Annotated in this window: 23 protein-coding genes, 1 tRNA gene, 1 pseudogene and 1 riboswitch; of the genes and pseudogenes, 15 read left to right on the top strand and 10 right to left on the bottom strand. The window is 68.3% G+C overall.

Annotation, left to right across the window (positions count from 1 at the left end; genetic code table 11):
- Nucleotides 1-948: 948 nt before the first annotated feature.
- The 3 genes from Dfulv_RS00330 to Dfulv_RS00340 form a co-directional block, all read right to left on the bottom strand.
- Nucleotides 949-1,752 (bottom strand): WecB/TagA/CpsF family glycosyltransferase, encoded by an 804-nt coding sequence (locus Dfulv_RS00330; protein ID WP_259869832.1) that lies wholly within the window; start codon nt 1,750-1,752, stop codon nt 949-951.
- A gap of 7 nt (nt 1,753-1,759) precedes the next feature.
- Nucleotides 1,760-2,833, bottom strand: coding sequence for an NAD-dependent epimerase/dehydratase family protein (locus Dfulv_RS00335; RefSeq protein WP_259860584.1), 1,074 nt, complete (start codon nt 2,831-2,833; stop codon nt 1,760-1,762).
- A gap of 521 nt (nt 2,834-3,354) precedes the next feature.
- A tRNA-Leu gene (locus Dfulv_RS00340) sits at nt 3,355-3,437 on the bottom strand.
- A 152-nt stretch (nt 3,438-3,589) separates the two neighbouring features.
- Between Dfulv_RS00340 and Dfulv_RS00345 the strand changes: the two genes are divergently transcribed.
- The 8 genes and pseudogenes from Dfulv_RS00345 to pknB all read left to right on the top strand — a co-directional run bounded on the left by Dfulv_RS00345 (nt 3,590) and on the right by pknB (nt 12,927).
- Entirely contained in the window at nt 3,590-4,369 is a 780-nt protein-coding gene (locus Dfulv_RS00345; RefSeq protein WP_259860585.1) for an FhaA domain-containing protein, read from the top strand.
- A 52-nt stretch (nt 4,370-4,421) separates the two neighbouring features.
- Nucleotides 4,422-4,901 (top strand): FHA domain-containing protein FhaB/FipA, encoded by a 480-nt coding sequence (locus tag Dfulv_RS00350; RefSeq protein ID WP_259860586.1) that lies wholly within the window; start codon nt 4,422-4,424, stop codon nt 4,899-4,901.
- On the top strand, nt 4,898-6,334 hold the full coding sequence (locus Dfulv_RS00355; RefSeq protein WP_259860587.1) for a BofC C-terminal domain-containing protein: 1,437 nt from the start codon (nt 4,898-4,900) through the stop codon (nt 6,332-6,334). Before Dfulv_RS00350 ends, Dfulv_RS00355 begins: the two co-directional genes overlap by 4 nt.
- A 25-nt stretch (nt 6,335-6,359) precedes the next feature.
- Nucleotides 6,360-7,871, top strand: coding sequence for an FtsW/RodA/SpoVE family cell cycle protein (locus Dfulv_RS00360; RefSeq protein WP_406567907.1), 1,512 nt, complete (start codon nt 6,360-6,362; stop codon nt 7,869-7,871).
- Nucleotides 7,868-9,388 carry a penicillin-binding transpeptidase domain-containing protein gene (locus tag Dfulv_RS00365; protein ID WP_259860588.1) on the top strand — a complete coding sequence of 507 codons (1,521 nt, stop codon included), beginning with the start codon at nt 7,868-7,870 and terminating at the stop codon, nt 9,386-9,388. The genes Dfulv_RS00360 and Dfulv_RS00365 overlap by 4 nt, the downstream gene beginning before the upstream one ends.
- 16 nt (nt 9,389-9,404) lie before the next feature.
- Nucleotides 9,405-10,640, top strand: a pseudogene (locus Dfulv_RS00370) (serine/threonine-protein kinase); the annotation flags it as partial.
- A 141-nt stretch (nt 10,641-10,781) separates the two neighbouring features.
- A complete protein-coding gene (locus Dfulv_RS48710; RefSeq protein WP_406568068.1) occupies nt 10,782-11,123 on the top strand; it encodes a PASTA domain-containing protein in 342 nt (113 codons plus the stop codon).
- 73 nt (nt 11,124-11,196) lie between these two features.
- Nucleotides 11,197-12,927, top strand: a complete 1,731-nt coding sequence (gene pknB, locus Dfulv_RS00375) for a Stk1 family PASTA domain-containing Ser/Thr kinase (protein ID WP_259869860.1) — start codon at nt 11,197-11,199, stop codon at nt 12,925-12,927.
- Between the two features lie 73 nt (nt 12,928-13,000).
- Here the strand turns inward: pknB and Dfulv_RS00380 are convergent, their stop codons facing one another.
- Genes Dfulv_RS00380 through Dfulv_RS00395 form a run of 4 tightly spaced genes read right to left on the bottom strand, consistent with a single transcriptional unit; the run spans nt 13,001 to nt 15,750 of the window.
- Nucleotides 13,001-13,648 (bottom strand): aminodeoxychorismate/anthranilate synthase component II, encoded by a 648-nt coding sequence (locus Dfulv_RS00380; protein WP_259869863.1) that lies wholly within the window; start codon nt 13,646-13,648, stop codon nt 13,001-13,003.
- 9 nt (nt 13,649-13,657) lie between these two features.
- Nucleotides 13,658-13,927, bottom strand: a complete 270-nt coding sequence (locus tag Dfulv_RS00385) for a hypothetical protein (protein ID WP_259860590.1) — start codon at nt 13,925-13,927, stop codon at nt 13,658-13,660.
- 4 nt (nt 13,928-13,931) lie between these two features.
- Nucleotides 13,932-14,936 (bottom strand): class E sortase, encoded by a 1,005-nt coding sequence (locus Dfulv_RS00390; RefSeq protein ID WP_259860591.1) that lies wholly within the window; start codon nt 14,934-14,936, stop codon nt 13,932-13,934.
- Between the two features lie 4 nt (nt 14,937-14,940).
- The gene (locus Dfulv_RS00395) at nt 14,941-15,750 is read right to left on the bottom strand and encodes a DUF881 domain-containing protein (protein WP_259860592.1); all 810 of its coding nucleotides are present in this window, start codon (nt 15,748-15,750) and stop codon (nt 14,941-14,943) included.
- A gap of 130 nt (nt 15,751-15,880) precedes the next feature.
- Here Dfulv_RS00395 and Dfulv_RS00400 point away from each other — a divergent pair, with 130 nt between their 5' ends.
- A complete protein-coding gene (locus Dfulv_RS00400) occupies nt 15,881-16,165 on the top strand; it encodes a cell division protein CrgA (RefSeq protein ID WP_259860593.1) in 285 nt (94 codons plus the stop codon).
- Between the two features lie 194 nt (nt 16,166-16,359).
- Nucleotides 16,360-18,531, top strand: a complete 2,172-nt coding sequence (locus tag Dfulv_RS00405) for a (Fe-S)-binding protein (protein WP_259860594.1) — start codon at nt 16,360-16,362, stop codon at nt 18,529-18,531.
- A 12-nt stretch (nt 18,532-18,543) separates the two neighbouring features.
- On the opposite strand, the gene Dfulv_RS00410 is transcribed toward Dfulv_RS00405, so the two are convergent.
- Nucleotides 18,544-18,777 carry a hypothetical protein gene (locus tag Dfulv_RS00410; protein ID WP_259860595.1) on the bottom strand — a complete coding sequence of 78 codons (234 nt, stop codon included), beginning with the start codon at nt 18,775-18,777 and terminating at the stop codon, nt 18,544-18,546.
- Between the two features lie 129 nt (nt 18,778-18,906).
- Here Dfulv_RS00410 and Dfulv_RS00415 point away from each other — a divergent pair, with 129 nt between their 5' ends.
- The 5 genes from Dfulv_RS00415 (at nt 18,907) to Dfulv_RS00435 (ending at nt 23,828) form a co-directional block, all read left to right on the top strand.
- Nucleotides 18,907-19,179: a GntR family transcriptional regulator gene (locus Dfulv_RS00415; protein ID WP_319805746.1), complete on the top strand. Its 273-nt coding sequence runs from the start codon at nt 18,907-18,909 to the stop codon at nt 19,177-19,179.
- Nucleotides 19,180-19,234: 55 nt separating this feature from the next.
- Entirely contained in the window at nt 19,235-20,560 is a 1,326-nt protein-coding gene (locus Dfulv_RS00420) for a hemolysin family protein (protein WP_259869866.1), read from the top strand.
- Nucleotides 20,553-21,611 (top strand): hemolysin family protein, encoded by a 1,059-nt coding sequence (locus Dfulv_RS00425; RefSeq protein WP_259860596.1) that lies wholly within the window; start codon nt 20,553-20,555, stop codon nt 21,609-21,611. The genes Dfulv_RS00420 and Dfulv_RS00425 overlap by 8 nt, the downstream gene beginning before the upstream one ends.
- 213 nt (nt 21,612-21,824) lie before the next feature.
- Entirely contained in the window at nt 21,825-22,577 is a 753-nt protein-coding gene (locus tag Dfulv_RS00430; protein ID WP_259860597.1) for a LamG domain-containing protein, read from the top strand.
- Nucleotides 22,578-22,685: 108 nt separating this feature from the next.
- A riboswitch (cyclic di-AMP (ydaO/yuaA leader) is annotated at nt 22,686-22,821 on the top strand.
- An 11-nt stretch (nt 22,822-22,832) separates the two neighbouring features.
- On the top strand, nt 22,833-23,828 hold the full coding sequence (locus Dfulv_RS00435; RefSeq protein ID WP_259860598.1) for a C40 family peptidase: 996 nt from the start codon (nt 22,833-22,835) through the stop codon (nt 23,826-23,828).
- 56 nt (nt 23,829-23,884) lie between these two features.
- Here Dfulv_RS00435 and dcd read toward each other — a convergent pair whose 3' ends face one another.
- Complete coding sequence (gene dcd, locus Dfulv_RS00440) at nt 23,885-24,463, bottom strand: dCTP deaminase (protein ID WP_259860599.1); 579 nt, start codon at nt 24,461-24,463, stop codon at nt 23,885-23,887.
- Between the two features lie 10 nt (nt 24,464-24,473).
- Nucleotides 24,474-24,938 (bottom strand): MarR family winged helix-turn-helix transcriptional regulator, encoded by a 465-nt coding sequence (locus tag Dfulv_RS00445; RefSeq protein WP_259860600.1) that lies wholly within the window; start codon nt 24,936-24,938, stop codon nt 24,474-24,476.
- Nucleotides 24,939-25,114: the final 176 nt, after the last annotated feature.

The raw sequence follows: 25,114 nt of genomic DNA on the forward strand, positions 1-25,114 counted from the left end.
TACGCGCCGATCTTGGAGTTGTGGCGCCATGAACCTCCGAATTTGTCCGGATTTGTCAAGGACCACAACTCCAAGATCGGCGCGGTTGTCGGGGTTGACGCGCGAGGGATCCGAATTACGCAACAGGCTCCTGGACAGCCAGATGTTTCCGATGATCAAGCAACCCGGGTCAGGCCAAGCGCGGAGCGCGGCCGCCCCGGACGGCGGGCTCCGGACGGCGGGCTCCGGACGGCGGGCTCCGGACGGCGGGCTCCGGACGGCGGGCTCCGGACGGCGGCCCCGGACGCCGCGAACCGGCACCGCGAACCGGCACCGCGAGGGCACGGCTGGGTGCGCGGCCCGGCACCGCTTGACAAGATCTTTCGCAGATCACGGAACTTCTGAGGGGCTGGAGCCCCGCGAAACGTCCGTGATCATGGACCGCAGCCGGACCGCCCAGCCGTGCTCAGCCGCTGCACCGGTGTCGCCGGTGTCGCCGGGGCCGGTCGCCAGGACCGGTCGCCAGGACCGGTCGCCAGGACCGGTCGCCAGGACCGGTCGCCAGGACCGGTCGCCAGGACCGGTCGCCGGGGCCGGCTCCGCTGCCGTGCTCGTGATCGCGAATGTATCGCGATCATGGCCGTCACCGGCCGGAATCCGTGGAGGCTGACCTCCGCGATCACGAAACCTGACCGGCGACCGGCCCGGCGGGGCGCCGACCGTGGTGGAGTTCGGCGACCCGGCAGGGTGCCGACGTGGGGTGTGGCGGGTCTGGCCGGCCTGGTGGTGTGGAGTTCGGCGGCCAAGCGAACCGGAACCGCCCATGGATCAATGATCGCTGGGCGGTGTCCACCTACGCCCGTTCGCCGGTTTGTGGCGCCTGACAAACCGGGTATTCAGGGAGTGTCTCGGCGCCGCAACTGCAAGATTGACGATGGGTGGGTCCGGTTGGCGTCGGTGGACACCGCGCTAGACCGCGAAGGTCTTCAGCGGCTCCGTCGCCGGTGACGGCGGGGCCGCTCGCCACAGGCGCACCTTCTGGGCCGTGAGGCGGGCCAAGTAGTTCGGGTTGAGCAGGATGTAGCGCCGCCAGAGCCGCTTGGGCTCGAGGCCGAGCCGCCACAGCCACTCCAGTGCGTATTTCTGCATCCACGCCGGCGGGTTCTTCAGGCCGCCGGCGTGATAGTCGAACGCGGCGCCGACCGCGAGCATGGGCGCATCAATGAGGTGCCGCATGCCGTAGACGAAGATCTCCTGGCGTGGGCAGCCCAGACCCACCATGACCACACGCGCGCCGGACTCCTTGATGCGCGCCGCGATCTGCTCGGGCTCACCCGGCTGGGCCGAACGGAACTTCGACGGCTCCATGCCGGCGATCTTCAGGCCCGGGAACCGCTGGGGCAGCTTTTCGGCCAGCTTGTCGAGCGTCTCCTGGGTCGAGCCGTACATGTAAACCGGCAGGCCTTCGTCGGCGCTCGCCTTGATCACCCGCAGCGTGAGCTCCGGACCGTAGACCCGGTCGGCGAGTCGCGCGCCGTGCAGCACGTTGAGCGCCCAGCGGACCGGCTGACCGTCGGGGGTCACCAGGTCGAACGCGTTGAGCCGCGCACCGTGTGCCTTGTCCTGCACGCCGGTCATCACGCCGTGGACGGCGAGCGCGGTGACCGCGAGCGACCGACCTTCGCGGGCGGCGCTCATCACCTTGTCGACGGCGCTGTCGTAGTCGACGGCGCTGACCTGGACGCCGAGGACGTTGCGCTTGCCCTGGTCGATCACGGCGCTATGCCTCGGGAGTCCACTTGTCGACGTTGGCCTCGTAGATCTCCTGGCAGATCATCGGGATGTCGTAGACCTGCTTCCAGTCGGGGTAGTCCTGCTGGAAGCGTTCGTTGGAGCCGATCCACCACTGGTGGTCGCCGACCCGGTTGGCCTCGTGGTACTCGGTCCGCATCTCGTTGCCGGTGATCCGCTCGGCGAGCGCGAACACCTCCAGGTGCGAGGTGTTGGAGTGGCGGCCACCGCCGAGGTTGTAGATGGCGGCGCTGCGCGGCGCGCGGAAGAACGCCTCGAACGCGGCGACCACGTCGTGCGAGTGGATCGCGTCGCGGACCATCTTGCCCTTGTAGCCGAAGATCTTGTACGTGCGGCGCTCCATCGCGCAGCGCATGACGTAACCGAGGAAGCCGTGCAGCTCGGTCGCCGAGTGGGCCGGTCCGGTCAGCGTGCCGCCGCGGAAGCAGGCGGTTCTCATGTCGAAGTAGCGGCCGTACTCCTGCACCATCACGTCCGCGGCGACCTTGGAGGCGCCGAAGACGGAGTGGAGGCACGCGTCGATCGACATGTCCTCCTTGATGCCGTTTTCGTACGGATGGCCGGGCTCGATCTCCCAGCGCGTCTCCAGCTCCTGCAGCGGCAGGCTGTTGGGCCGGTCGCCGTAGACCTTGTTGGTCGAGCAGTGGATGAACGGCGCCTCGATGCAGTGCTCACGCACGTTCTGCAGCAGGTTGAGCGTGCCGCCGGCGTTGACGTCGAAGTCGGTGAACGGGTCGCGGACCGCCCAGTCGTGGCTCGGCTGTGCCGCGGTGTGGATGACGACGGCGATGTCCTTGCCGTATCGCTTGAAGATCCCCGCCAGCGCGTCACGGTCGCGGATGTCGACGTCGTGGTGGGTGTAGGACTCGCCCAGGTCGCTGGTCAGCCGCACCACGTTCCACGCTGTCGAGGCCTCGGCCCCGAAGAACCGCTTACGCATGTCGTTGTCGATGCCGACGACATCGAGCCCGAGCGATGCAAAATGACGGACCGCTTCCGAGCCGATGAGGCCGGCCGAGCCGGTGACGAGTGCGACGCTCACGACGAAAGAGCTCCCTGTGGTGTGCGGCGGTGTCGGACCGGTTCGGAGCATACCGTGATGTGCTGGTCCCCCCGATGCTCACAGGCTGCCCCCTTGAGCACGGCTCTCTGACCTGCCAGCCCCCATGTTCGCGGCATCCCGGCGCGGCGTAGATCGCCGAACGCTCCGTAACGACCTGACCCCAACTTTTTCCGCGCTCCGCGAACGCGGGCGCTGCTTGTCGCGGCCGTCAGGCCGCGGGCCCTTGCCACGACGGTGATGGCAGGGAGGGCCGCCAAGGCCCGACCGGTGTCTGACGGGAGCAACGGCCCGCAAGTTGCACAAACCGGAGCCATAAAAAAGAAGATCGGAAGGAAGGTATGAACCTATTCCGGGTCGGCATTATGACTGCCAGCAGGAGGACGGTATGCGGACGATCAACGGCGAGACGCGATTGGGGGTGGTGGGGCGAAGTGAGCGCGAGGAATCCACCGCTGAAACGGCAAGTGGCCCCGCCACGAAGCAAGGGCCACTCTCAGCGGTGGGGAAGGAGGGAGTTGAACCCTCACGCCCTTTCGGGCACACGGACCTGAACCGTGCGCGTCTGCCATTCCGCCACTTCCCCCAGCGGTCGAAACCGCCTGGCGCGCCAAAGCATACCGTGTCCTCACTCGGCGAAATGACCGGGTAGGCACTAGGCTTCCCTGGGCGCCACGGAAGAGTAGCACGGGCCGACCGGTCAGCTTGCATACGGGCGTGCGACGTCCGGATACCATCATGACCTCGGAACCCGAGGAGGAACCGGTGAGTGTGCTGCAGCGCTTCGAGAAGCGCCTTGAAGGCCTGGTCGAGGGGGCCTTCGCCAAGGTCTTCAAGGGGGTCGTCCACCCCGTGGAGATCCTCAACGCCATGCAACGGGAGGCGGAAGCCCACAAGGCGATTCTGGCCGGCGGACGCACGCTGGTGCCGAATCGCTACGTCATCGATCTTTCGCCCTATGACCACAGCCGGCTGGCGCCCTATGCCGCCGCGCTTGCGCAGGAGCTCGCCCAGTCGCAGGCCGAGTTCATCGGTGAGCAGGGCTGGACGGTCTACGGCGACGTGATCGTCGAGATCGAGCGGGGGGATGGCCTCGACACCGGCATGTTCCGGGTCACGGCCGAGGTCTACACCGGTGGTGACGCCGCACCGCCGCCCGTCCCCGACCCGTATGGGGGATACAACCAGGGTGGCGGCTACGGCCCGCCCGGCATGGGCGGCCCGGGTGGCCCGGCTCGAAACGTTCGACTGGTGTCGGGCGACGGGCGCAGCTACCCTCTGTCGATCGGCTCGACCGTCATCGGCCGGGGCGATCAGGCCAACATGCGCCTGCCGGACGTCGGCATCTCGCGTCGTCACGCGCGGCTCGACTTCGACGGTGCGCAGGTTGTGCTGACGGATCTCGGCTCCACCAACGGCACGATGGTCAACGGTCAACGCGTCTCTGCGGTCGCGTTGAACCCAGGTGACATGATCCAGCTCGGCACGACCACGCTCACGTATCGCGTGGATGGTTGATCGTTCTGCATGCGTGGTCGACGTTAGGCGGATCTGAATGAGCGCGTCGTAGATGGAATTTGTCATTACGGTGGCCCGCTACGGGTTGCTCGTGCTGCTGTGGATCTTCGTGTTCACGGTGGTCGGGGTGATCCGGCGGGACTTGTTCGCGGGCTCGCGTTCGAGCCGAATCGTCGCCGCACCCCGGGGGGTTGGTGCGGTGACGGCTCCCGGCCGTCCGGCGAAGGTCAAGCGCGGTAAGGCCGCCCACCAGCTCTTTGTCACCGCCGGTGCGCTGGCGGGCACTCGCATCACCCTCGGCGAGGCGCCCATCACCATCGGCCGGGCCGAGGACTCGACCCTGGTGATCACCGACGACTACGCCTCGGCCAAGCACGCCCGACTCGTGCCTCGTGCCGGCCAGTGGTATCTCGAGGACCTCGGCTCCACCAACGGCACCTACCTCGACAAGACCAAGGTCAGCGCACCCACCCCCGTCCCCCTCGGCGTGCCGATTCGCATCGGCCGCACTTCACTCGAGTTACGGCCATGACCCTCACCTTGCGCTATGCGGCCCGCAGTGACCGCGGTCTGATTCGGAGTGGCAACCAGGACTCCGTCTACGCCGGACCACGGCTGCTCGCCGTTGCCGACGGCATGGGCGGCATGGCCGCCGGTGACGTCGCCAGCAACATCGTCATCGCCACCATGGCGCCTCTCGACGAGGACGTGCCGGGCAACGCCATGATCGACACGCTGCGGAGCGCGGTCGATCTGGCGAACCAGCAGATCCGGGACGCCGTCGAAGAGAACCCGGCCATGGAGGGCATGGGCACGACCCTGACCGCCATGCTGTTCTCCGGCAGCAAGATGGGCATGGTTCACATCGGTGACTCGCGGGCATATCTCGTGCGCGACGGCGAGTTCAACCAGGTGACCAAGGACGACACCTACGTCCAGATGCTCGTCGACGAGGGTCGCATCAGCTTGGAGGAGGCCAACAGCCACCCCCAGCGGTCCCTGCTGACCCGTGCGCTCGACGGACGTGACGCGGATCCCGAATATTCGGTCAGGCAGGTCAAAACGGGCGACCGCTATCTGCTCTGCAGCGACGGGCTGTCCGGCGTCGTGAGTGCCGAGACCATCGAGGCGACCCTGCGGGAGTACGTCGACCCCAACCAGTGCGCCAGCCGGCTCGTCGAGCTGGCCCTGCGCGGTGGCGGGCCCGACAACATCACCGTGATCGTCGCCGACGTGACCGACGAGGACATCGTCGAGGAGCGGCCCATCGTGGGCGGTGCGGCCGCCCAGGACCGCGGCATGGCGACGTCGGCGGATCAGTCGATGTCCTCGGCCCGGGGCGCCGCCCTCGCCGCGCCCCGCCCGCCGGTGCCGGAGTCCGAAGAGGAGCAGCGCGCGGCCAACTCGGCGCAGGCTTCCCGGGACGACAGCGAGCGGTCGCGCCGCCACCCGGTGCGCACCGCGGTCCTGCTCGTCGTGCTGCTCGGGCTGCTCGGCGGCGGTTTGTGGTACGGCTGGAGCGTGACTCAGTCGCGGTACTACGTCGGCACGACCGACGACGGGACGGTGGCGATCTTCAAGGGCGTGCCCGGCAAGATCGCCTGGATCAAGCTGTCCGAGGTCTACGAGTCGAGCGAGCTGAAGGTCGACGACCTCACGCCGGCGGCGCAGGGCACGGTCAAGCAGGGCATCCAGGCCGACAACCTTCAGGAGGCCAAGAACAAGCTGGCGGCGTTGCAGGACCCGAGCAACCCGTCGCGCAAGCAGGCCTGCCCGAGCATCGAGCCGTCCGCCGACGCCTCTTCCTCCGCCGCCGTGATCGAGACCGCCAGCCCGGCAGCGTCGACCTCCGCCGGTGCGTCACCGAGCGCATCCGTGCCTGTGTCCGTGTCGCCGATGTCCGTGTCGCCGAGCACCGAGACGTCCCCGACCATGTCGAACCCGACCCCCGCAGCCAGTTGCTGACCGCGAGGCCAAGAGGAAACGTGTCGTGACCGCCCCCGCCTACCCGGCCCCGTCGCCCTCCAACCCGGGCGACGGCTCGGCCGTGTCCGCGCCGGCCCGGCAGCGCACACGCCGCAACGTCGAGCTCGGACTGCTCCTGTTCGTCGCGGCCATCCTCATGGTCTACGCCGCCGTCGTCGAAGGCAACAGCGTCGGCAAGGTCACGCCCGACTTCTGGGTCCAGACCGCAATCCTTGCGGCCATCTTCGCGGTCGCGCACGTGGCGATCCGTTTCATCGCGCCGTACGCCGACCCGGTGATCCTGCCGGCCGTCGCGCTCATCAACGGGCTCGGCGTCGGTTTCCTGCGCCGTCTCGACCTCGGCAGGGAGAAGGCGGGGCTGCGCGCCGACCTGAGCGTCTTCGGCGGCGACGGTTTCCGCCAGCTCGGTTGGACCGCGGCGGCTGTCGTCGGCGCCGTCATCCTGATGATCATCGTGCGTGACCACCGCTCCCTGTCGCGGTATGCGTACACGCTGGGCCTCGCCGGCATCGTGCTGGTGCTGATCCCGGCCATGCTGCCGTCCCGGTTCTCCTCGATCAACGGCGCCAAGCTGTGGATCAAGTTCCCGGGCTTCTCGATCCAGCCCGGTGAGTTCGCCAAGATCTGCCTGCTGGTGTTCTTCGCGTACTACCTGGTGCGCAAGCGCGAGGTGTTGTCGCTGGCGAGCAAGCGGTTCCTCGGGATCGACTTCCCCCGAGGCCGTGACCTCGGGCCGGTCGTCCTGGTGTGGCTGCTCTCGCTCATGGTCCTGATCTTCGAGAAGGACCTCGGCACCTCGCTCATGTACTTCGGCTTGTTCGTCGTGACGCTGTACATCGCCACCGAGCGGGTCAGCTGGCTGATCATCGGTCTCGGCTTCTTCCTCGGCGGCGCCTTCCTCGCGTACTTCCTGGGCAAGACCGTCGGCGGTCCCTTCCTCAACTTCTCCGAGCGCGCCACCACCTGGCTCGACCCGTTCGCCGATGCGGACAACAAGGGCTACCAGTTGGTGCAGTCGCTGCTCGGCCTGGGCACCGGCGGCCTCACCGGTGCCGGTCCCGGCGCCGGGCAGCCGACCAAGGTGCCCGAGGTCCGCACCGACTTCATCTTCTCCGGCCTCGGCGAGGAGATCGGGCTCTTCGGCCTGACCGCGCTCCTCGTCGTCTACCTGCTGCTCGTCGAGCGCGGCCTGCGCGCCGCGATCAACGTGCGCGACTCCTTCGGCAAGCTGTTCGCCGGTGGCCTCGCGTTCACGCTGGGGTTGCAGGTGTTCGTCATCGTGGGTGGCATCAGCCAGCTGATCCCGCTGACCGGGCAGACCACGCCGTTCCTCTCGGCGGGTGGCTCGTCACTGGTGGCCAACTGGCTGCTGATCGGTCTGCTGCTGCGCATCTCCGACGCGTCGCGTCGCCCGGCCGGTGGATCCCCGTCGATCAACCTGGGCGGCGTGTCCACCGGCGGTGGTGGCGGCGCCCCGGTCCAGATCAAAGAACTGCCCACGGAGGTTGTGCGATGAACGCCCCGCTTCGCCGGGTCGGCGTCGTGGTGCTTGTGCTGTTCGCGATGCTGTTTGTCAACCTGAACTACCGCCAGGTGGTCAAGGCCGACGACTACCGGACCCACCCGCGCAACGGCCGGGTCCAGGCCAGCGAATACGAGCGCGCCCGCGGAAAGATCGTCAATGCTCAGGGCATCGCCGTGGCCGATGCCCAGGAGACCAGCGACTCGCTGAAGTTCCTGCGGACCTATCCGCTGAAGGACCAGTACGCGCACGTCATCGGATTCAAGCCGGTCAACCTCGGTGCGACCTCGCAGGAGAAGCTCAACAACGACTTCCTGACCGGCACCTCGGACAAGCAGGCGGCGGACCGCATCGCCGGCCTCTTCACCGGCAAGGAGCCGGCCGGTGGCAACGTGCTGCTGACGATCTCCAAGGCGGCGCAGGAAACGGCGTACACCCAGCTCGGCACCAACAAGAAGGGCGCCAAGGTCGGGGCAGTCGTGGCGCTCGATCCGGCGACGGGCGCGGTCCTCGCCGAGGTGTCGATGCCGAGCTTCGACCCCAACCTGCTCAGCACGCACGACACCAACGCCGCGTTCGCGAACTACAACAAGCTGGACAAAGACCCCACCAAGCCGATGCTCAACCGCGCGGTGTCGGAGGTCTACCCACCCGGTTCGACCTTCAAGGTCATTACTTCGGCGGCCGCACTCAGTGCGGACTCGTCGCTCACGCCCGACTCGCTCGTGGACGGCGGCGAGTTCTACCAGCCGCCGCAGACCTCCACGTTCCGCATCAAGAACGCGCATGAGGGCATCTGCCCGGACAAAATCACGCTCAAGCAGGCGCTCACCGTTTCGTGCAACACCGTGTACGCCCGGATGGGTGTCGAGCGGATCGGCGCCGACAAGCTCAAGTCGATGGCGCAGGCCTTCGGCTTCGAGTCGGAACCTCGATACATCGAGGACCAGGACCGCAACTACTGCGGCATCGTGGCCAGCCACACCGGCCCGATGACCGCGGGTTCCGACAACCGCGTCGACCCGCCTGCCGTTGCTCAGTCGAGCATCGGACAGCGCGAGGTGAAGATGTCCCCGCTGCAAGGCGCCATGATTGCGGCGACGGTTGCCAACGGCGGTCGAGAGATGCGGCCATACGTGGTGGACCGTCTGCAAAACGCCGACCTTTCCAACGCCGACCGGACCGAACCCAAGGAACTGGGCCGCCCGATCAGCCGCGACGTCGCCGTCAAGCTGCAGGACATGATGCTCAGCGTCGTCACCTCCCGGGACGGCACGGGCCGCAACGCCAACATCTCCGGCTTGCAGGTGGGTGGTAAGACCGGAACCGCGGAGAACGGTGAGGGGACGGAGGACCACGGCTGGTTCATCGGCTTCGCACTGAAAGACGGCAAGCCGATCATCTCGGTCGCGGTGTTCCTCGAGCACGCCGGCCAGGGTGGCAGCGGGGAGGCGGCTCGCATCGCCGGTCAGGTCATGAAGGCATACGCGGACGAAAAGGGCATCCGATAACAATGAGGTGCGCGACATGTTGAGCGCCGGCACCACGCTGGGCGGGCGTTACCGCTTGGACGAGCGCATCGCCGGTGGCGGTATGGGCGATGTGTGGCGCGGCACCGATGAGGTGCTCGGCCGCACCGTCGCGATCAAGGTTCTGCTGCCCGCGCTGCTGGAAGAGCCCGGTTTCGCCGAGCGCTTCCGGGGCGAAGCGCGCACGATGGCCACGATCAACCACCCCGGCGTCGTGGACATCTACGACTACGGCAGCGAGAATGGCACGGCCTTTCTGATCATGGAGTATGTGGAGGGCGACGCGCTCTCCCGCACCCTGTCCCGGGTGGGTCGGCTCACCCCGGCACGGGCCATGGCCCTGATCGCGCAGGCCGCCGACGCGCTGCACGCCGCGCACGAGAAGGGCATCGTCCACCGGGACGTGAAGCCCGGCAACCTGCTTGTGCGCCCCAACGGCACGCTCGTGCTCACCGACTTCGGCATCGCCCGCTCGGCCGCGGTCGCGCAGCTGACCGCCGCCGGTTCGGTGCTCGGCACCGCCTCGTACATCTCGCCCGAGCAGGCGTCCGGCGCGCAGGCGACGCCGCTGTCCGACGTCTACGCACTCGGTGTCGTCGCCTATCAGTGCCTGTCCGGCCAGCGCCCGTTCGAGGGGGAAAACCCGCTCGAGATCGCGATGCGGCACGTCCGTGAGATGCCGCCGCCGCTGCCGTCCGACGTCCCGACGCCGGCGGTGCAGCTGGTCGAGCGGGCCATGGCGAAGGACCCGGCCGCCCGCTGGCAGAGCGCCGCCGCGCTGGCGCAGGCCGCCCGCCGGGTGTCCGCGCAGCTCAGCGGCAGCACGGCCGCGGGGCCCGTGGTGCCGCCCGTCGGACCGCCCGTCTCGGGCGCACCTGTCTCCCCGCCGGTCTCCGGCGGCCCGTCCTACGGTCAGCCGACGTCGGGTTCACCGATGTCGGGCCCGCCGATCTCCGGCGGCCCGGTCTCGCCCGGTGCCGGTGGCACCCGCGTGATGCCGGGCGCGGCCGTCCCGCCGCTGGCGGGTGCGGGCGCGGCGGCTGTCGGTGGGCACGCCGCGCGAGGTGCGGCGGGCGTGCCGCCACCGCCGCCCAGTGGTGACACCGCCACGTTCCTCGGTGGGACCGGCGGCTACCAGCCGCCACCGCCGCCGCCCGGTCCGGGCTCGAGCGGCCGCAGCGGCGGCAACCGCAACAATCTGGTGCTCGTCGGTATCGCCGCGATCGTGCTGCTGGTGCTGGTCGGCATCGGCGGCATCTACCTCGCCACGCAGAGCGACGAAAAGCCGAACAACCAGGTCGGCAACGGTGGACCGACGACCGTGGCGACCTCGGCATCGCCGACGCCCTCGGCAAAACCGACCGGCAAGCTGGTCATGGTCAACTGCAAGGTCGTCGGACAACCGAAATCGTTCGTGGAAAACGATCTCAGGCGCAAGGGGTTCGAGGTCGAGACCGTGGTCGACGAGGAAGCCGAGACGCGAATTCCTGGGACGGTCACCAAGATCGAGCCGTGCAACGAGCAGCCGCAGGGCAGCAAGATCACGCTGACGGTCAGTAAGGGTTCGGGTGGTCCGGGGAGCAAGAGCAGTTCTGCGCCAGCGCCGGGCACCTCGGCGAGCGGTGGCTCGGGCGACAGTTCGCCCGAGCCGAACGGTAACGCGACGTCGTGCCCGCCCGGGAAGATGCCCGTGAACGGCGTGTGTGTCGGCGCATAGCCGGAGTGATCGGAATGGGTTCTCGTCGCAAGACGTGGCAAGGTAAGAGTCGATGACCGAAGGACGACACGACATGACCGCCCAGCCGCGCCTCCTCGGCGGCCGTTACCAGGTCGGGGAGCTCCTCGGCTATGGCGGCATGGCCGAGGTCCACCGGGGTCGTGACCTGCGCCTCGGCCGCGACGTCGCGATCAAGACCCTCCGGACGGACCTCGCCCGCGACGCCACCTTCCAGTTGCGGTTCCGCAGGGAGGCGCAGAACGCCGCCTCCCTCAACCACCCCGCGATCGTCGCCGTCTACGACACCGGCGAGGAGCGCGGTCCGGCGGGCGAGGAACTGCCCTACATCGTCATGGAGTTCGTCAACGGTCGCACCCTCAAGGAGGTGCTCGCGGCCGAGGGACGGCTTATGCCCCGGCGGGCTCTGGAGATCACCGCGGACATCTGCGCCGCGCTGGAGTTCAGTCACCGGCACGGCATCATTCACCGTGACATCAAGCCGGGCAACGTGATGCTCACGCAGACCGGTCAGGTCAAGGTCATGGACTTCGGCATCGCCCGGGCCCTGGCCAGCGGTGCGACGACGATGACGCAGACGTCGGCCGTGATCGGCACCGCGCAGTATCTCTCCCCGGAGCAGGCCCGCGGCGAGCCGGTCGACGCCCGCAGTGACGTCTACGCCACCGGCTGTGTGCTCTTCGAGCTGCTCTGCGGCCACCCGCCGTTCGTGGGGGACAACCCCGTGTCGGTGGCCTACCAGCATGTCCGTGAGGATCCGAGGCCGCCGAGCACGAGCAACCGCGACGTCACGCCCGAGATCGACGCCGTGGTCCTCAAGGCGCTCGCGAAGAACCCCTTGAACCGGTATCAGAGCGCCGGCGAGATGCGGGCCGACGTTCTGCGTGCGGCCGCAGGCCGTCCGGTCTCCGCGCCGCCGGTGATGACCGAGGACGAGATGGCGACGGTGCTGGCGGCGCAGACCGCCTACCGGCCGCAGCCCGTCTCGCGGCAGCCGGCCCGGGCTGCCCAGCGGCAGAAGCGGAAGAGCTCGACCGGGGTGATTGTGGCGCTCACCACACTGGCCCTCCTCGCGGTCGCCGCATTGTCGATCGGGCTCTATCTCGCCAACCAGGATCCGCTGGCCCGGGTGCCCGATCTGACCGGCCAGACCGAGGCCGAGGCCAACAAGGCGCTGAGCCAGGTCAATCTGCAGGGCGACCCGCACCCCGTCCCTAACGAGAGCTGCCAGCCCGGGAGGGTCGTCAGGCAGAGCCCGCGGGCCGACGCCGAGGTCAAGCAGGGCTCGCAGGTCGACTTCGACGTCTGCGGCCAGCCGACGCTGCTGTCGGTGCCGCCCCTGATCCGGCTGACCGAGGAGCAGGCGAAGCAGACGCTGCAGAACATGAACCTCAAGCCCGAATCCGTGCCGACGGACAGCTACGAGAAGAAGGGCGAGGTCGTCGGCAGCGACCCGCAGGCCGGCAACCAGGTCAAGCCCGGTGACACGGTGAAGATCCTCATCTCGAAGAACAACCAGGCGCTCATGCCGGAGGTGGCCGGCAAGTCGCCCGAGGACGCCCGCCAACTGTTGGAGGACGCCGGCTTCACCAACATCAACACCGAGCCGAGTGAGGTCACCGATCCGGACAAGGACGGTGTCGTGTTGAACTCCAACAAGTCGACCGGCAAGCCCGTGTTGAAGACCGACCGGATCGTCCTGCGGGTCGGCAAGCTGGTTGACAACGGGCCGCCGAACCCGTCCGGGTCGCCGAAGCCGAGTAACAGCGCCTCACCCAGCGGCTGATCCACTACTACCGTGCGTGCCCTGTGGATAACTGGCTAGTTATCCACAGGGTTGTGCACAGCTTTTTACCGGCTTATCCGGCAAATGCGGCAATCCGCCGCGCTTCGACCTCGGCGACCAGATCGGGTGCCTTCTCCAGCGCGTCCGGCAGGCCGCACGAGGCGAGCCAGTTCGCGAGCATCTGATGCCCGCCCTGGGTCAGCACCGATTCGGGGTGGAACTGCACACCCTCGATCGGCAGCTCGCGGTGCCGCATCGCCATGACGACCCCGGACTCGGTCCGGCCGGTCACCTCGATCTCCGGCGGAAGCGTCGACTCGACGACGGCGAGAGAGTGGTACCGAGTGGCGATGAACGGATCGGGCAGGCCCGCCAGCACGCCCTGGCCATCGTGGGTGACCAGCGACGTTTTGCCGTGCAGCAGCTCGGGGGCGCGGGTCACGGTGGCACCGAACGCCGCCCCGAACGCCTGGTGACCCAGGCAGACACCGAAGATCGGCAACTTCCCCGCGTATTCCTGGATGACCGCCATGCAGATCCCGGCGCGTTCCGGCGTGCCGGGCCCCGGTGATAGCAGCACGCCGGCCGGGTTGGCCGCACCGACCTCACGCACGCTGATCTCGTCGTTACGCCGGACGTCGCACTCGACGCCGAGCTGACCGAGGTACTGGACGAGGTTGAAGACGAAGGAGTCGTAGTTGTCGATGACGAGGACGCGCAAATCGGTCACCTAGCTCGGTAGCACTTGTCGGGCACTGCCGGTCGGCACGGCACTGGTGGCGGCTGGGCCGAGGGGTGCGCCGGTCGGCTGCGGCGGCAGCGGGTTGCTGCCCGGGTCGGTCGTTTCCACCTGCACGTCGTCGAAGGGCAGCAGCGGCTCGACGGCGGGGAACACCTGATACCACAACAGTGCCCCGACGGCGCCGGCCAGCACCACCGAGACGAGTGCCTTGAGCTGCCACTGCTTGAAGGGGATGTGTCGCCAGATCCATCCGTACATCGGCTCAGCCCTTCAGCTCGGTCGGGTCGCCCTCGGCGACCGGCTGGCTGCGCTTGAGCTCGGCATGCACCACGAGACGCTGGTAGTTGTTGTACTTCGGGTTGCACGTGGTCATCGTGAGCATCGCCTTGGTCGGCGTCTCACCGGGCTTGTCGGGCACCGGCGCCACCACCTGCACCGCCGTCGGCAGCACGATCTCCTGGCTGGTCACGCGGTACACGTACCAGGTGTCGGCGGTCTTGATGACCACCGGATCGCCGGGCTTGAGCTTGTCGAGGTCCCACCAGATGGCGGGAGTGCGGTGGCCGGCCATCGAGAAGTTGCCGATCTGGCCGGGCATCGCCGTGTCGGGATAATGGCCCGGCGCGTAGCGGATGTCCGCCGGGGTCACGCCCTGGACGATGGCCCACTTCTTCTTCAGCTTCGGGATGTGCGCCGAGGCGATGACCGCGCCGTTCGGCGGCTTCGCCACCTGGGCCGGCGGCCCGGACGCCGAGACCGTCGGGCTGGGCTCCGGTTGTGCCCACTGTTGCTCGAGTTGGCGGTTGAGATCGTCCTGGTGCGCGTCCACGATGGCCGCCTTGCCCCAGACTTCGTAGCCGGCGAACAGCAGCACGATGAGGCCGAACGTGATGAGCAGCTCGCCGGTGCCGCGGCTGACCGCGCGCACCACGGTGCCGAACGTGGTCCTCGTGTATTCCGAATACACGCTGCGATAACCCTCCTCGGTACGGACCGGGCGCAGCGGGACGACTGTGACCCCCTTCTCTTCCGGGGGCCCGTCCTTCGCGTCCGGCGTGGCCTGAGGGGTGGCAGCCGGTTCGGTGTGTGTAACTTTCGGCAGCACCGTGGTGGCGGGTTCCTCGCTCACGATGTGCCGTGGGGGTTTGTCGAATCGCGGGATGATCGCGGTCGCGTCCTCGGGCGGGACCAAGGGGATCACGCGGGTCGCGATGTCGTCCTGGTCGAGGGCGCGGTGGCGGGGACGGGGGCGGTGATGCGGTTCCACGGCGCTACGACCCGGTGCGGGCAGAGCGCAGCGCCGTGGAACCGTCGTATGCTCCGGCCTGCACGTCTGCCTCCACTCTGACCTGGTAACCGAGCCCGAAGTTGTCCGCGGCCTCCTTGAACAGCCGGACCCCTTCCGCCTCGTTGAGGGAGTGCTGGAGGCGTGTCTGGTCGCCGATGGCGGCGATTTCGAACGGGGGCGAGTAGACCTGACCGTCGAGGAGGAGGGTGTTACCGACGCAGCGTACCGCGCTGGTGGCGATCACCCGGATGCCCATGAGCGTCATGGCTTCGGCGCCGCCGGCCCAGAGCGCATTGACCACCGCCTGCACGTCCTGCTGGTGAACAACCAGATCGTCGGGCGTGGCGCCGGCCGGTCGGCTGCCGTCGGGACGGCGCGGTGCGTCGTTGAGCACAACCACGACCCCGGGTCCGTGCACGGCGGTCAGCCCGGCCGCCGCCTGCTGGTCGTTGCCGCGGCGGCGCTGCGCGTCGACCCGGTCGTCGGCGCCGGCCTGTTGCTGCTGTTGTGCGTCGATCTCGGCGCGCAGCCGGCCGGCCCGGTCGCGGCCGGCGGCGATCTCCTGCTTGCGTTCGCTGATGAGGTTGGTCAACTCGGGCCGGCGGTCCTCGCGCAGATCGGTGCCCTGGGCGGTGGCGGCGGACAGTGAGAACAGCATTCCGGCTGCGGCCAGGACCACCGGGGTCAGCACTGACCAGGCAAAACCGTGCGGGCGGTGACGGCGGAGTAGCATAGCGCTACCGAGGCGGCGAAGGGCGCGAGCCCATGAGGAGTCGCCTGATGTGTACTCCACCACGACCCCTCCCCGCGCGCGCGTGCCGACTTGACTACGCTAGTCGTAGAACATTATTCAGGCCGACGCTGGCGGAGGTGGCGGCGTCACATGGATAGTGTTGACCAGACAACCCCTCCAGGAGAGCGCCGTGCCGAAGTCGACAGTTCGGAAGAAGAAGGTCTATACGCCGCCGGCGGAGATGCGTCCGCAGGAAACGGCAGCTGTCAAGCGCCGACCGAGTCCGGTCTGGGTGCCCGCCCTGGCGGTGGGCCTGGTCGTGATCGGCATCGTGTGGCTGGTGGCCTACTACCTCACGCAGGGCTTCTTCGATGTGGAGGCATTCTCCGCACTGGCCAAGCTGGAGTATTGGAACCTGGCCATCGGCTTCGGCTTCCTCGTGGCGTCGCTCGCCGTGTTCTCCAAGTGGCGTTGACCAACGGTTGATCCGTGTTCGCCCCCTCTGTCCGAGGGGGCGAATGTGTCACAACTTGCGGTGTCGCCACCTGGCTGCGGTTTTCGGTGTCCTAGCGTGTGCTGCGACCTACTTCACGTTACTCATGGGTAACTAGAGGGACTAAGGTTTCGGTACATCGCTCTTGAGGCGTCGGCAGTGTTGGAGGCATCGGCATGGGCCCAGTGCAGATCGTCGCGACGTCCGTCGCGGCGGCCATCACCGTCGTCGCAGTGGCACTCGTCGTGCGCACCGTGCGTCGGATGCTCGCTGTGGTCCGGCTGGGACAGCCGGACCCGTCCCGTGGCGGCGACCGGGCCCAGCGCCTGAAGACGATGCTGGCCGAGACCCTCGGCCACACCAGGATGCTGCGCTGGACGGTTGTCGGTGCGGCGCACTGGTTCGTGATGATCGCCTTCATCGCGCTGTCCTCGTTGGTCCTCGAGGCGTACTTCGAGGTCGCCGTCCCTGACCACGGTCTGCCGCTGATCGGCGGCTGGAGCCTCTACGGCCTGCTCACCGAGTGGATCGGCGTGCTCGGTTTCATCGGCATCCTGGTGCTGATCGGCATCCGGCTGCGCAACCTGCCGAGCAACCCCGAGCGGCGCTCCCGCTTCACCGGCTCGACGATGTGGCAGGCGTACTACGTCGAGTACACGATCCTGGCCGTGCTGCTCTGCGGCTTTTTCATCCGCGGGTTCAAGGCCGCCAACGACACGCTGGAGTGGCCGGTCTGGGCCGCCCCGGTGAGCCACGCCCTGGGCGGGGTGCTCCCGGCGAGCGCGGCCGCGGTCAGCCTGGTCGCCATGGTGAAGATCATCGTGTCGATGACCTGGGTGATCGTCATCGCCAGCAACATCACGATGGGTGTCGCCTGGCACCGGTTCCTGGCGTTCTTCAACATCTACTTCAAGCGCTCGCCCGGCCGGAAGGGCTCCGGCCTCGGCGCGCTGCGGCCGATGACGAGCGAGGGCAAGCCCCTCGACTTCGAGGAAGCCGACCCGGAGAAGGACCAGTTCGGCGTCGCGCAGGTCGAGCAGTTCACCTGGAAGGGCATGCTCGACTTCACCACCTGCACCGAGTGCGGGCGGTGCCAGTCGCAGTGCCCGGCGTGGAACACCGGTAAGCCGCTGTCGCCGAAGCTGCTGATCCTCAACCTGCGTGACCACGCGTACGCGAAGGCGCCATACCTGCTGGCCGGCGGCGGCAAGACGCTCACCGGCGACGAGAAGGCCACCCAGGAGCAGTTGGCGAAGGTGGACGTCCTCGCCCTCGCCGAGGCCGAGCGCCCGCTGATCGGCGGCGTCGACGAGAACGGCGTCATCGATCCCGACGTGCTGTGGTCCTGCACCACCTGTGGCGCCTGCGTCGAGCAGTGCCCGGTGGACATCGAGCACGTCGACCACATCGTCGACATGCGCCGCTACCAGGTGCTCATCGAGTCGAACTTCCCGACCGAGGCCGGCGTCATGCTGCGCAACCTGGAGAACAAGGGCAACCCGTGGGGCGCCGCGCAGTCGACGCGTGAGGACTGGACCAAGGGGCTCGACTTCCCGGTGCCGAACGTCGCCGACGGCGGCGACTTCGAGTACCTCTTCTGGGTCGGCTGCGCCGGCGCCTTCGAGGACCGGGCCAAGAAGACCACCCGCGCGGTGGCCACGCTGCTGAACGAGGCGGGCGTCAGCTTCGCGATCCTCGGCCAGGGCGAGACCTGCACCGGCGACCCGGCGCGCCGGATCGGCAACGAGTTCGTGTTCCAGATGCTCGCCCAGCAGAACGTCGAGACGCTCAACGAGGCGGGCGTGAAGAAGATCGTGGCGACCTGCCCGCACTGCTTCAACACGCTGGCCAACGAGTACGGCCAGTTGGGCGGCCACTTCGAGGTCATACACCACACGCAACTGCTGGCCCAGCTCGTCTCCGCCGGCAAGCTGACGCCGATCCAGCCGCTCGACGGCGCGGTGACCTACCACGACCCGTGCTACCTCGGCCGTCACAACCGCGTGTTCGCCCCGCCGCGCGAGGTCCTCGGTGCCGTCACGGCCACCGCTGACGGCGCCGCCGACGGCGCCGGCCTGGTCGAGATGGACCGGTTCGCCGAGCGCTCCTTCTGCTGCGGCGCCGGTGGCGCCCGCATGTGGATGGAAGAGCGGATCGGCAAGCGGATCAACGTCGAGCGCGTCGAGGAGGCCCTGTCGACCGGCGCCAAGACGGTCGCGGTGTCCTGCCCCTTCTGCCTGACCATGCTCGGCGACGGCGTCACCGGCAAGAAGGCCGCCGGCGCCGCGCCCGACGACGTCGAGGTGGTCGACGTGGCGTCCGTCCTGCTCCGGGCGGTGCAGAAGTAGTCGCCGGTGCCGTCATCGCTGGCCGATGACGTTCATCGCGAGGCCGAGGGCCACGAGCACGGCGGTCACCGTGGCGATGACACGCAGCCCGCGCAGGCTCTCCGCCCAGGCCAGCTTGCGCGCGGCCGGGACCAGCGCCTTTGTGCGGCGGTAGTCGAGACGGGCCCGCTTCGCGCGAGTGTTCGCGCTGCCCACTGCCAGTCCGGCGACGAGTGCGATACAGGCACTGATCAGCGCTGCTCCCATCAGCCCTCCTCCACGGGCGCTGTGCTTGCTGCCCTCAGCATCCGCGCTGCTCACCTGGGCGCACAGCCCCCGAAAGGAGGAGGGTGATCTACGTGTCTCGATGGCAGGTTTCCGCAGCGGCTGCCGCCGGTGCGGCAGCTGGCTGCGGACCTCGGGCTGGCCGTCGGGACGGTGGCCCGGGCATACCGCGAGCTGGAGCTGGCGGGTCTGGTGCTCGCCCGGCGCGGGGGCGGCATCCGGGTCGCTGACGGGGGCCGGGTCGAGCCCGGCGCCGAGCGGATCCGGCTGCTGGACGAGCAGGCCGCGGCGTATCTCGCGTTCGCCGAGCGGGTCGGGGCAACACAGGAGGAGGCGCTGGCCGCGGTCGGTCGGGCTGCCGGTCGAGGCGTGTTCGGCACATGACGGACGCACGTGGAAGAATTCGGCAGACACCTGAAGGGACCTCCGCGCGAGCGTGTTGACCACACTGTTGCCCCTATTGGCGTTCGCGCTGCTCACCGCGGCGAACGCAGGCTTTGTCGCCGCCGAGTTCTCGCTCGTCACCGTCGACCGGGCCGAGATCGAGCAGCGGGCGAACGCCGGCGACCGCAAGGCACGCACCGTGCGCCGCGCGCTGCGTGAGCTGTCCTTCCAGCTGTCGGGGGCCCAGCTCGGGATCACCATCACCGCGCTGCTCGCCGGTTACCTCGCGGAGCCGGCGCTCGCCCACCTGTTCGAGCCGCTGCTGCACCCGGTGTTCGGCACCATGACGCAGGGCGCCGGGCACATCGTCGCCCTGATCGCTGCCACGCTGCTCTCCATGCTGTTCGGCGAGCTGGTGCCGAAGAACGCGGCGCTGGCCCGGCCGATGCCGGTGGCCCGTGCGACGGCCGGGCCGCAGCGGATGTTCTCGCGGCTGTTCTCCTGGCTGATCGGGCTGCTCAACGGCTCGGCCAACTGGGTGGTGCGGCGGTTCGGCATCGAGCCGCAGGAGGAGCTCGCGAGTGCCCGGTCGCCGGAGGAGTTGGGCCTGCTCGCGGCGATCTCCGCCCAGGCCGGCGCCCTGCCGCGGGAGACCGCGGTGCTGCTCCAGAGGACCATCCGGTTCGGCGACAAGCGGGCGGCCGAGGCGATGACCCCCCGGGTCGACGTCATCTCGCTGCGTGCCGACGCCACCGTCGCCGATCTGCTGGCCACGTCGGTCCAGACCGGCTACAGCCGCTTCCCGATCTACGTGCAGACCCTCGACCAGGTCACCGGGGTGGTCACGGTCACCGACGCACTCGGGGTGCCCCCGGTGCGCCGGCCGACGACGAAGGTCGGGGCCGTGGCGCGCGAGCCGGTCTTCGTGCCCGAGAGCCTTGACCTCGACGGCGTGCTCGGGGCGCTGCGCAGGGGTAATTCCGACGTTGCGATCGTCGTGGACGAATACGGCGGGACCGACGGTGTGGTCACCATCGAGGACCTGGTCGAGGAACTCGTCGGTGAGATCGTCGACGAGCACGACGTGGAAGAGGAGCCCACCACCGCGCACGGCATGCCCGACCTGACCGCACCCGGCGACGAACGGACGCTGCTGGTCGACGGGGTGCTGCGGGAGGACGAGCTGGCCGAGCTCACCGGGTTCAGGGTTCCGGAAGGGCCCTACGAGACGCTCGCCGGGTTCCTGATGGCCAGGCTCGGACACATCCCGTCGGTCGGCGAGACGTGGAAGGAAGACGGCTGGGAGTTCACCGTCGTCGAGGTGGACCGGCGCCGGATCGAGCAGGTGCGGGTCGTCCGGCCGGAGGCCATCCATGACTGACCTGCTGATCACGATCCTGCTGCTGCTCGGCAACGCATTCTTCGTCGGTAGCGAGTTCGCGCTGATCGCGTCCCGGCGCACGGTGATCGAGCCGCTGGCCGCCACCTCGCGCCGGGCGCGGACGGCACTGCGAGCCATGAACGAGATCCCGTTGATGATTGCCGGTGCGCAGCTGGGCGTCACGATCTGCTCGCTCGGACTCGGCGCCCTGGCCGAGCCGGCACTGGCCCACGGCCTCGAAGGGCCGTTCCACGCGATGCACCTGCCCGAGCAGCTCGTGCACCCGGTCGCCTTCGTGCTGGCGCTCGGCGTGGTCGTGTTCGCCCACACGGTCGTCGGCGAGATGGTGCCGAAGAACCTCACGCTGGCCTCGCCGGAGCGTGCCGTGCTGTGGCTCGGCCCGTTGATGTATGCGTTCTGCATCGCGACCAAGCCGGTGCTCGTGGCGATGAAGTGGGCGTCGCGGATGATCCTCTCGCTGTGGCGGATCGAGACGACCGGCTCCGTGAAGACGGTTTTCACCGCCGAGGAGCTCGCCGGCCTGGCCGCGCAGGCGACGACCGAGGGGCTGCTGGCGCCGGAGGAGCACGCGCGGATCACCGGCGCGCTGGCACTCAGCCAGCGGACCGCCCGCGACGCGCTGCGGCCCTGGTCCGAGGTGACGACGGTCGCCGAGGACGTGTCGCCGGCGTCGCTGGAGGTGCTGGCCACGCGGACGAACCGTTCACGGTTCCCGGTGGTGGAACGGACGTCACGCCGGGTCCTCGGCTTCGTGCACGTCAAGGACGTGATCGGATTCGTCGGGCCACAGCGGCGGGCGCCGATTCCGCTCGACCTGATCCGGCCGTTGGGCATCGTGCCGCCGACCCGGACGCTGGCCGAGCTGCTGCTGGCGATGCGCCGCGAACGTCAGCACATCGTGCTGGTGAGCGACGGCCGGGTGCCGATCGGCGTGGTGACGCTCGACGACGTGCTCATGGCCGTGGTGGGCGAGAGCATCAGGGACGAATCCCCGGCTGCGCAGTCGTCGTTGAGTCCTGCGCAGCGCTGAATCACGGGCGGGCACCCTGGCGATCGGTGTCACGCGGACGTGCGACGGAACCGGCGAAACGCCACGAGTTCTGTCGTGTTGTCGGCATAATGCCCGGTTATGCGTACGTTGGCCCTCCGGCGGCGGTTTGTCCTATCCGTAGCGCTCGTGCCGATCGTCGCTGCCGCCGCCTGGATAGCTCACCGGAGTGTCAGCGGTGGAGGGCCCGACGCCGTGAGTGTCGAGCCGAGCGCCGGACCGCACGCCGTCGCGTCCGCCAACGTTCCGGGTGAGCCCGCCGTCCAGCCGTCCGAGGCGAAGGCCACGAGTGCGGCGCCCAAGGGGAGCACCGCGCTGCGGTACAGCTTCGACGGCGGGCTGTCCGCGCCGATCGTCGACGCCGGCGGGCGGCTGCCGCTGAAGGTGCGCAAGGTGGCCGGGGGTGAGCTGTCGGCCGTGCCGCACGCCGGCGGACTGGCGGTGCGTTTCCCGCCACGGTGTGACCATTACGGTGCGGAGAGTTGTGCGCGGGCCATCTTGCAGAGCGGTCCGGCGGACTTTCTCAATCCCGGCCAGGCCGACTTCTCGTATGGTGCGAGCGTTCTTGTCAAGTCATCGGAAACTTCCAAGGGCGCCAATGTCATGCAAAAAGGGTTCTCAGTCGGTGACAGTCAGTTCAAGTTGCAGGTGGACGGCGTCGCCGGGCGGCCGAGTTGTGTGGTTGTCGGCACCGGCCGCTCCACCATTTACGTAGCGCTCGCATCGCGCAGCGTCGCTGACGGGCGCTGGCACCGGATCGAGTGTTCGCGCAGTAGCGCGCTGCTCACGGTGGCTGTCGACGGTGCGGTCGTCGGGCAGGCCGCGATTCCGCCGTCACTGTCGATAGTGAACACCGGTCCACTCTGTATTGGCGGTAAGGGAACCAGTGCGAACAACGACCAGTTCGTGGGTGTAATTGACGACGTGTTCGTCACTCGAAGCGCGTGACTTTCGCGACAAATCAGACAACAACCGGACATCTACTTGAACCTGGGAAGCACTGCCCCTTAACGTGAATTCCCGTCGGATGGATGTCCGCACCCAACACGGGTGCGCCAGACGGCACCGCCGAGTCGAAATCCGAGCCGGGGAACCAGTGCGCCATCGGGGTGAATCCGCATCTTGTCTGCGGTAGGGCGAACTTCCCGTCCGAACCCGTCAGCTAACCCGGTAGGCGGCCACGGAAGAAGGAGCATCTCCTCGGTGGACACCCATCTGAGGTGGACGAAGCGGCCCCACCGTCTGGTCCGGGTTCTCGTCGCCGCTCTTGGCGGACTGTCGCTCGCCTTCGGGGTCACCGGCTACGCACACGCGGAACCGACCCCCGCTGAGCTCGAAGCGCAGATCGACAAGAAGTGGAACGAAGTCGAGCCGATCATCGAGCAGCACAACCACCTCAAAGCCGAGCTGAACAACAACAAGGCCAAGCAGAAGCAGCTGCAGAACCAGATCCTGCCGCTCCAGCTCCAGGTGGACAACGCCCTGACCCGCGTGAGCGCCTTCTCGGTCATGCAGTTCAAGGCTGGGCGGGCGTCGAGCTTCAACGCGCTGCTGACCACCGGATCGCCGGACACCTTCGCCGAGCAGCTGATGATGCTCAACATGCTGGCGAAGGACGAACAGGCCCGGATCAAGGACGTCCTCGCGGCCAAGAAGGCGTACGACGAACAGAAGAAGCCGCTCGACGAGCTCATCGCCCAGCAGGTCGAGCAAGAGGCCGCGATGGCTCAGAAAGAGCAGCAGATCAACGCCGAGATCAAGACCCTCAACGAGATGCGCGTCCGGGCGTACGGGTCGGGCAACGGCACCGGCGTGCTGAAGCCGGTCGCCTGCCCGGTGGAGTACACCGGCGGCCCCGGCGCGAAGGCGGCGCAGACGGCCTGCAACCAGATCGGCAAGCCCTACGTCTGGGCGGCCGAGGGCCCGGGCTCGTTCGACTGCTCCGGCCTGACGCTCTACGCGTGGAAGGCCGCCGGCTACACGCTGCGGCACTACACAAAATGGCAGTACCAGGACACCAAGCGCGTCAGCCGCGCGGACCTCAAGCCCGGTGACCTGGTCTTCTACTACAGCGATCTGCACCACATCGGCATGTACGTGGGCGGCGGCTGGATCGTCCACGCGCCGACCTCGGGTGACAAGGTCCGGATGAAGAAGATCGACGACGGGCCGATCTCCGGATACGGCCGAGTCGCATAGACGTCGAACATCAAAAGGGGGCGGGCCCGTCAGGACCCGCCCCTTTTTGTCGTCCGTCAGTGGGTCGGCCAGGTGCGCCAGTTCTGCCACGAGCGGCTCGGTGTCGGACCGCGCTGGCCCTGGTACCGCGAGCCGTAGACCGCCGAGCCGTAAGGGTGCTCCGACGGCGAGGACAGCCGGAAGATGCAGAGCTGGCCGATCTTCATGCCCGGCCAGAGCATGATCGGCAGATTGGCCACGTTCGACAGCTCGAGCGTCACGTGCCCGGAGAACCCGGGGTCGATGAAGCCCGCCGTGGAGTGCGTCAGCAGGCCCAGCCGGCCGAGGCTGGACTTGCCCTCCAGTCGCCCGGCGAGCTGGTCGCCGAGGGTGATGACCTCAAGCGTCGAGGCGAGCACGAACTCGCCCGGGTGCAGCACGAACGGCTGTCCGTCCTCGACCTCGACCATCGAGGTCAGGTCGTCCTGCTGGATCGCGGGATCGATGTGCGTATACAGGTGGTTGTTGAAGACCCGGAACCACCGGTCGAGCCGCACGTCGATACTCGACGGCTGGACGAGCGCCCGATCGAACGGCTCGAGCGTCAACTGCCCGCCCTCGAGCTCCTTGGTCAGGTCACGGTCGGATAGCAGCACCCGTACGACCTTACGGGACGGGCTCCTCGGCCTCGTCGGCTGCTGCCGCGGTCGCTGCCAGTACCTTTTCCATCACCCGCGACGCGGTCTCCAGTTCTTTGTCGTCGAACTCGGCGAACGCGGAGCGGAGATGTTCACCGAGCGGGGTGAAGAACGCGAGCGCCAGGGCCCGGGCCGACGGCAGCATGTCGAGATGCACCCGCCGCCGGTCGGTGGTGTCGTGGTTGCGCTCGATGTGGCCGGCCCGCTCCAGCCGGCCGAGCAGCGCGGTGGTCGCCGCCGGGCTCAGCGACAGCATGCGGGCCAACTCGCCGGGGGTCAGCGGATGGCCGTCCTCCGCGGCCCGCCAGATGTGCGCGACCGCGTTCATGTCGGTGCGGTGCAGGCCGTGGGCGCGCGTGAACACGTCGACGAAGCGATCGGCCTCCACGTTGAATCGGCGGAGGAGGTCGATCAACGTGTCGGCTGCCTGCACCGGTTCAGTTTGCCGTGCCCGTCGCAACGCTCTAGGTTCCTCGCTGGAATATTTCCGTGATGGTACTGACCGCGAAGGGTGATGGCGAGAGCCCATGACTCGCCGGCGGCTGACTACCCGGTTCCGTCCGAAGTGACGCCTCCTCCGTTCGGGGAAATCGCGGTCAATCGTACATG

It is taken from the genome of Dactylosporangium fulvum (genome assembly GCF_025137375.1).
GTDB lineage: Bacteria > Actinomycetota > Actinomycetes > Mycobacteriales > Micromonosporaceae > Dactylosporangium > Dactylosporangium fulvum.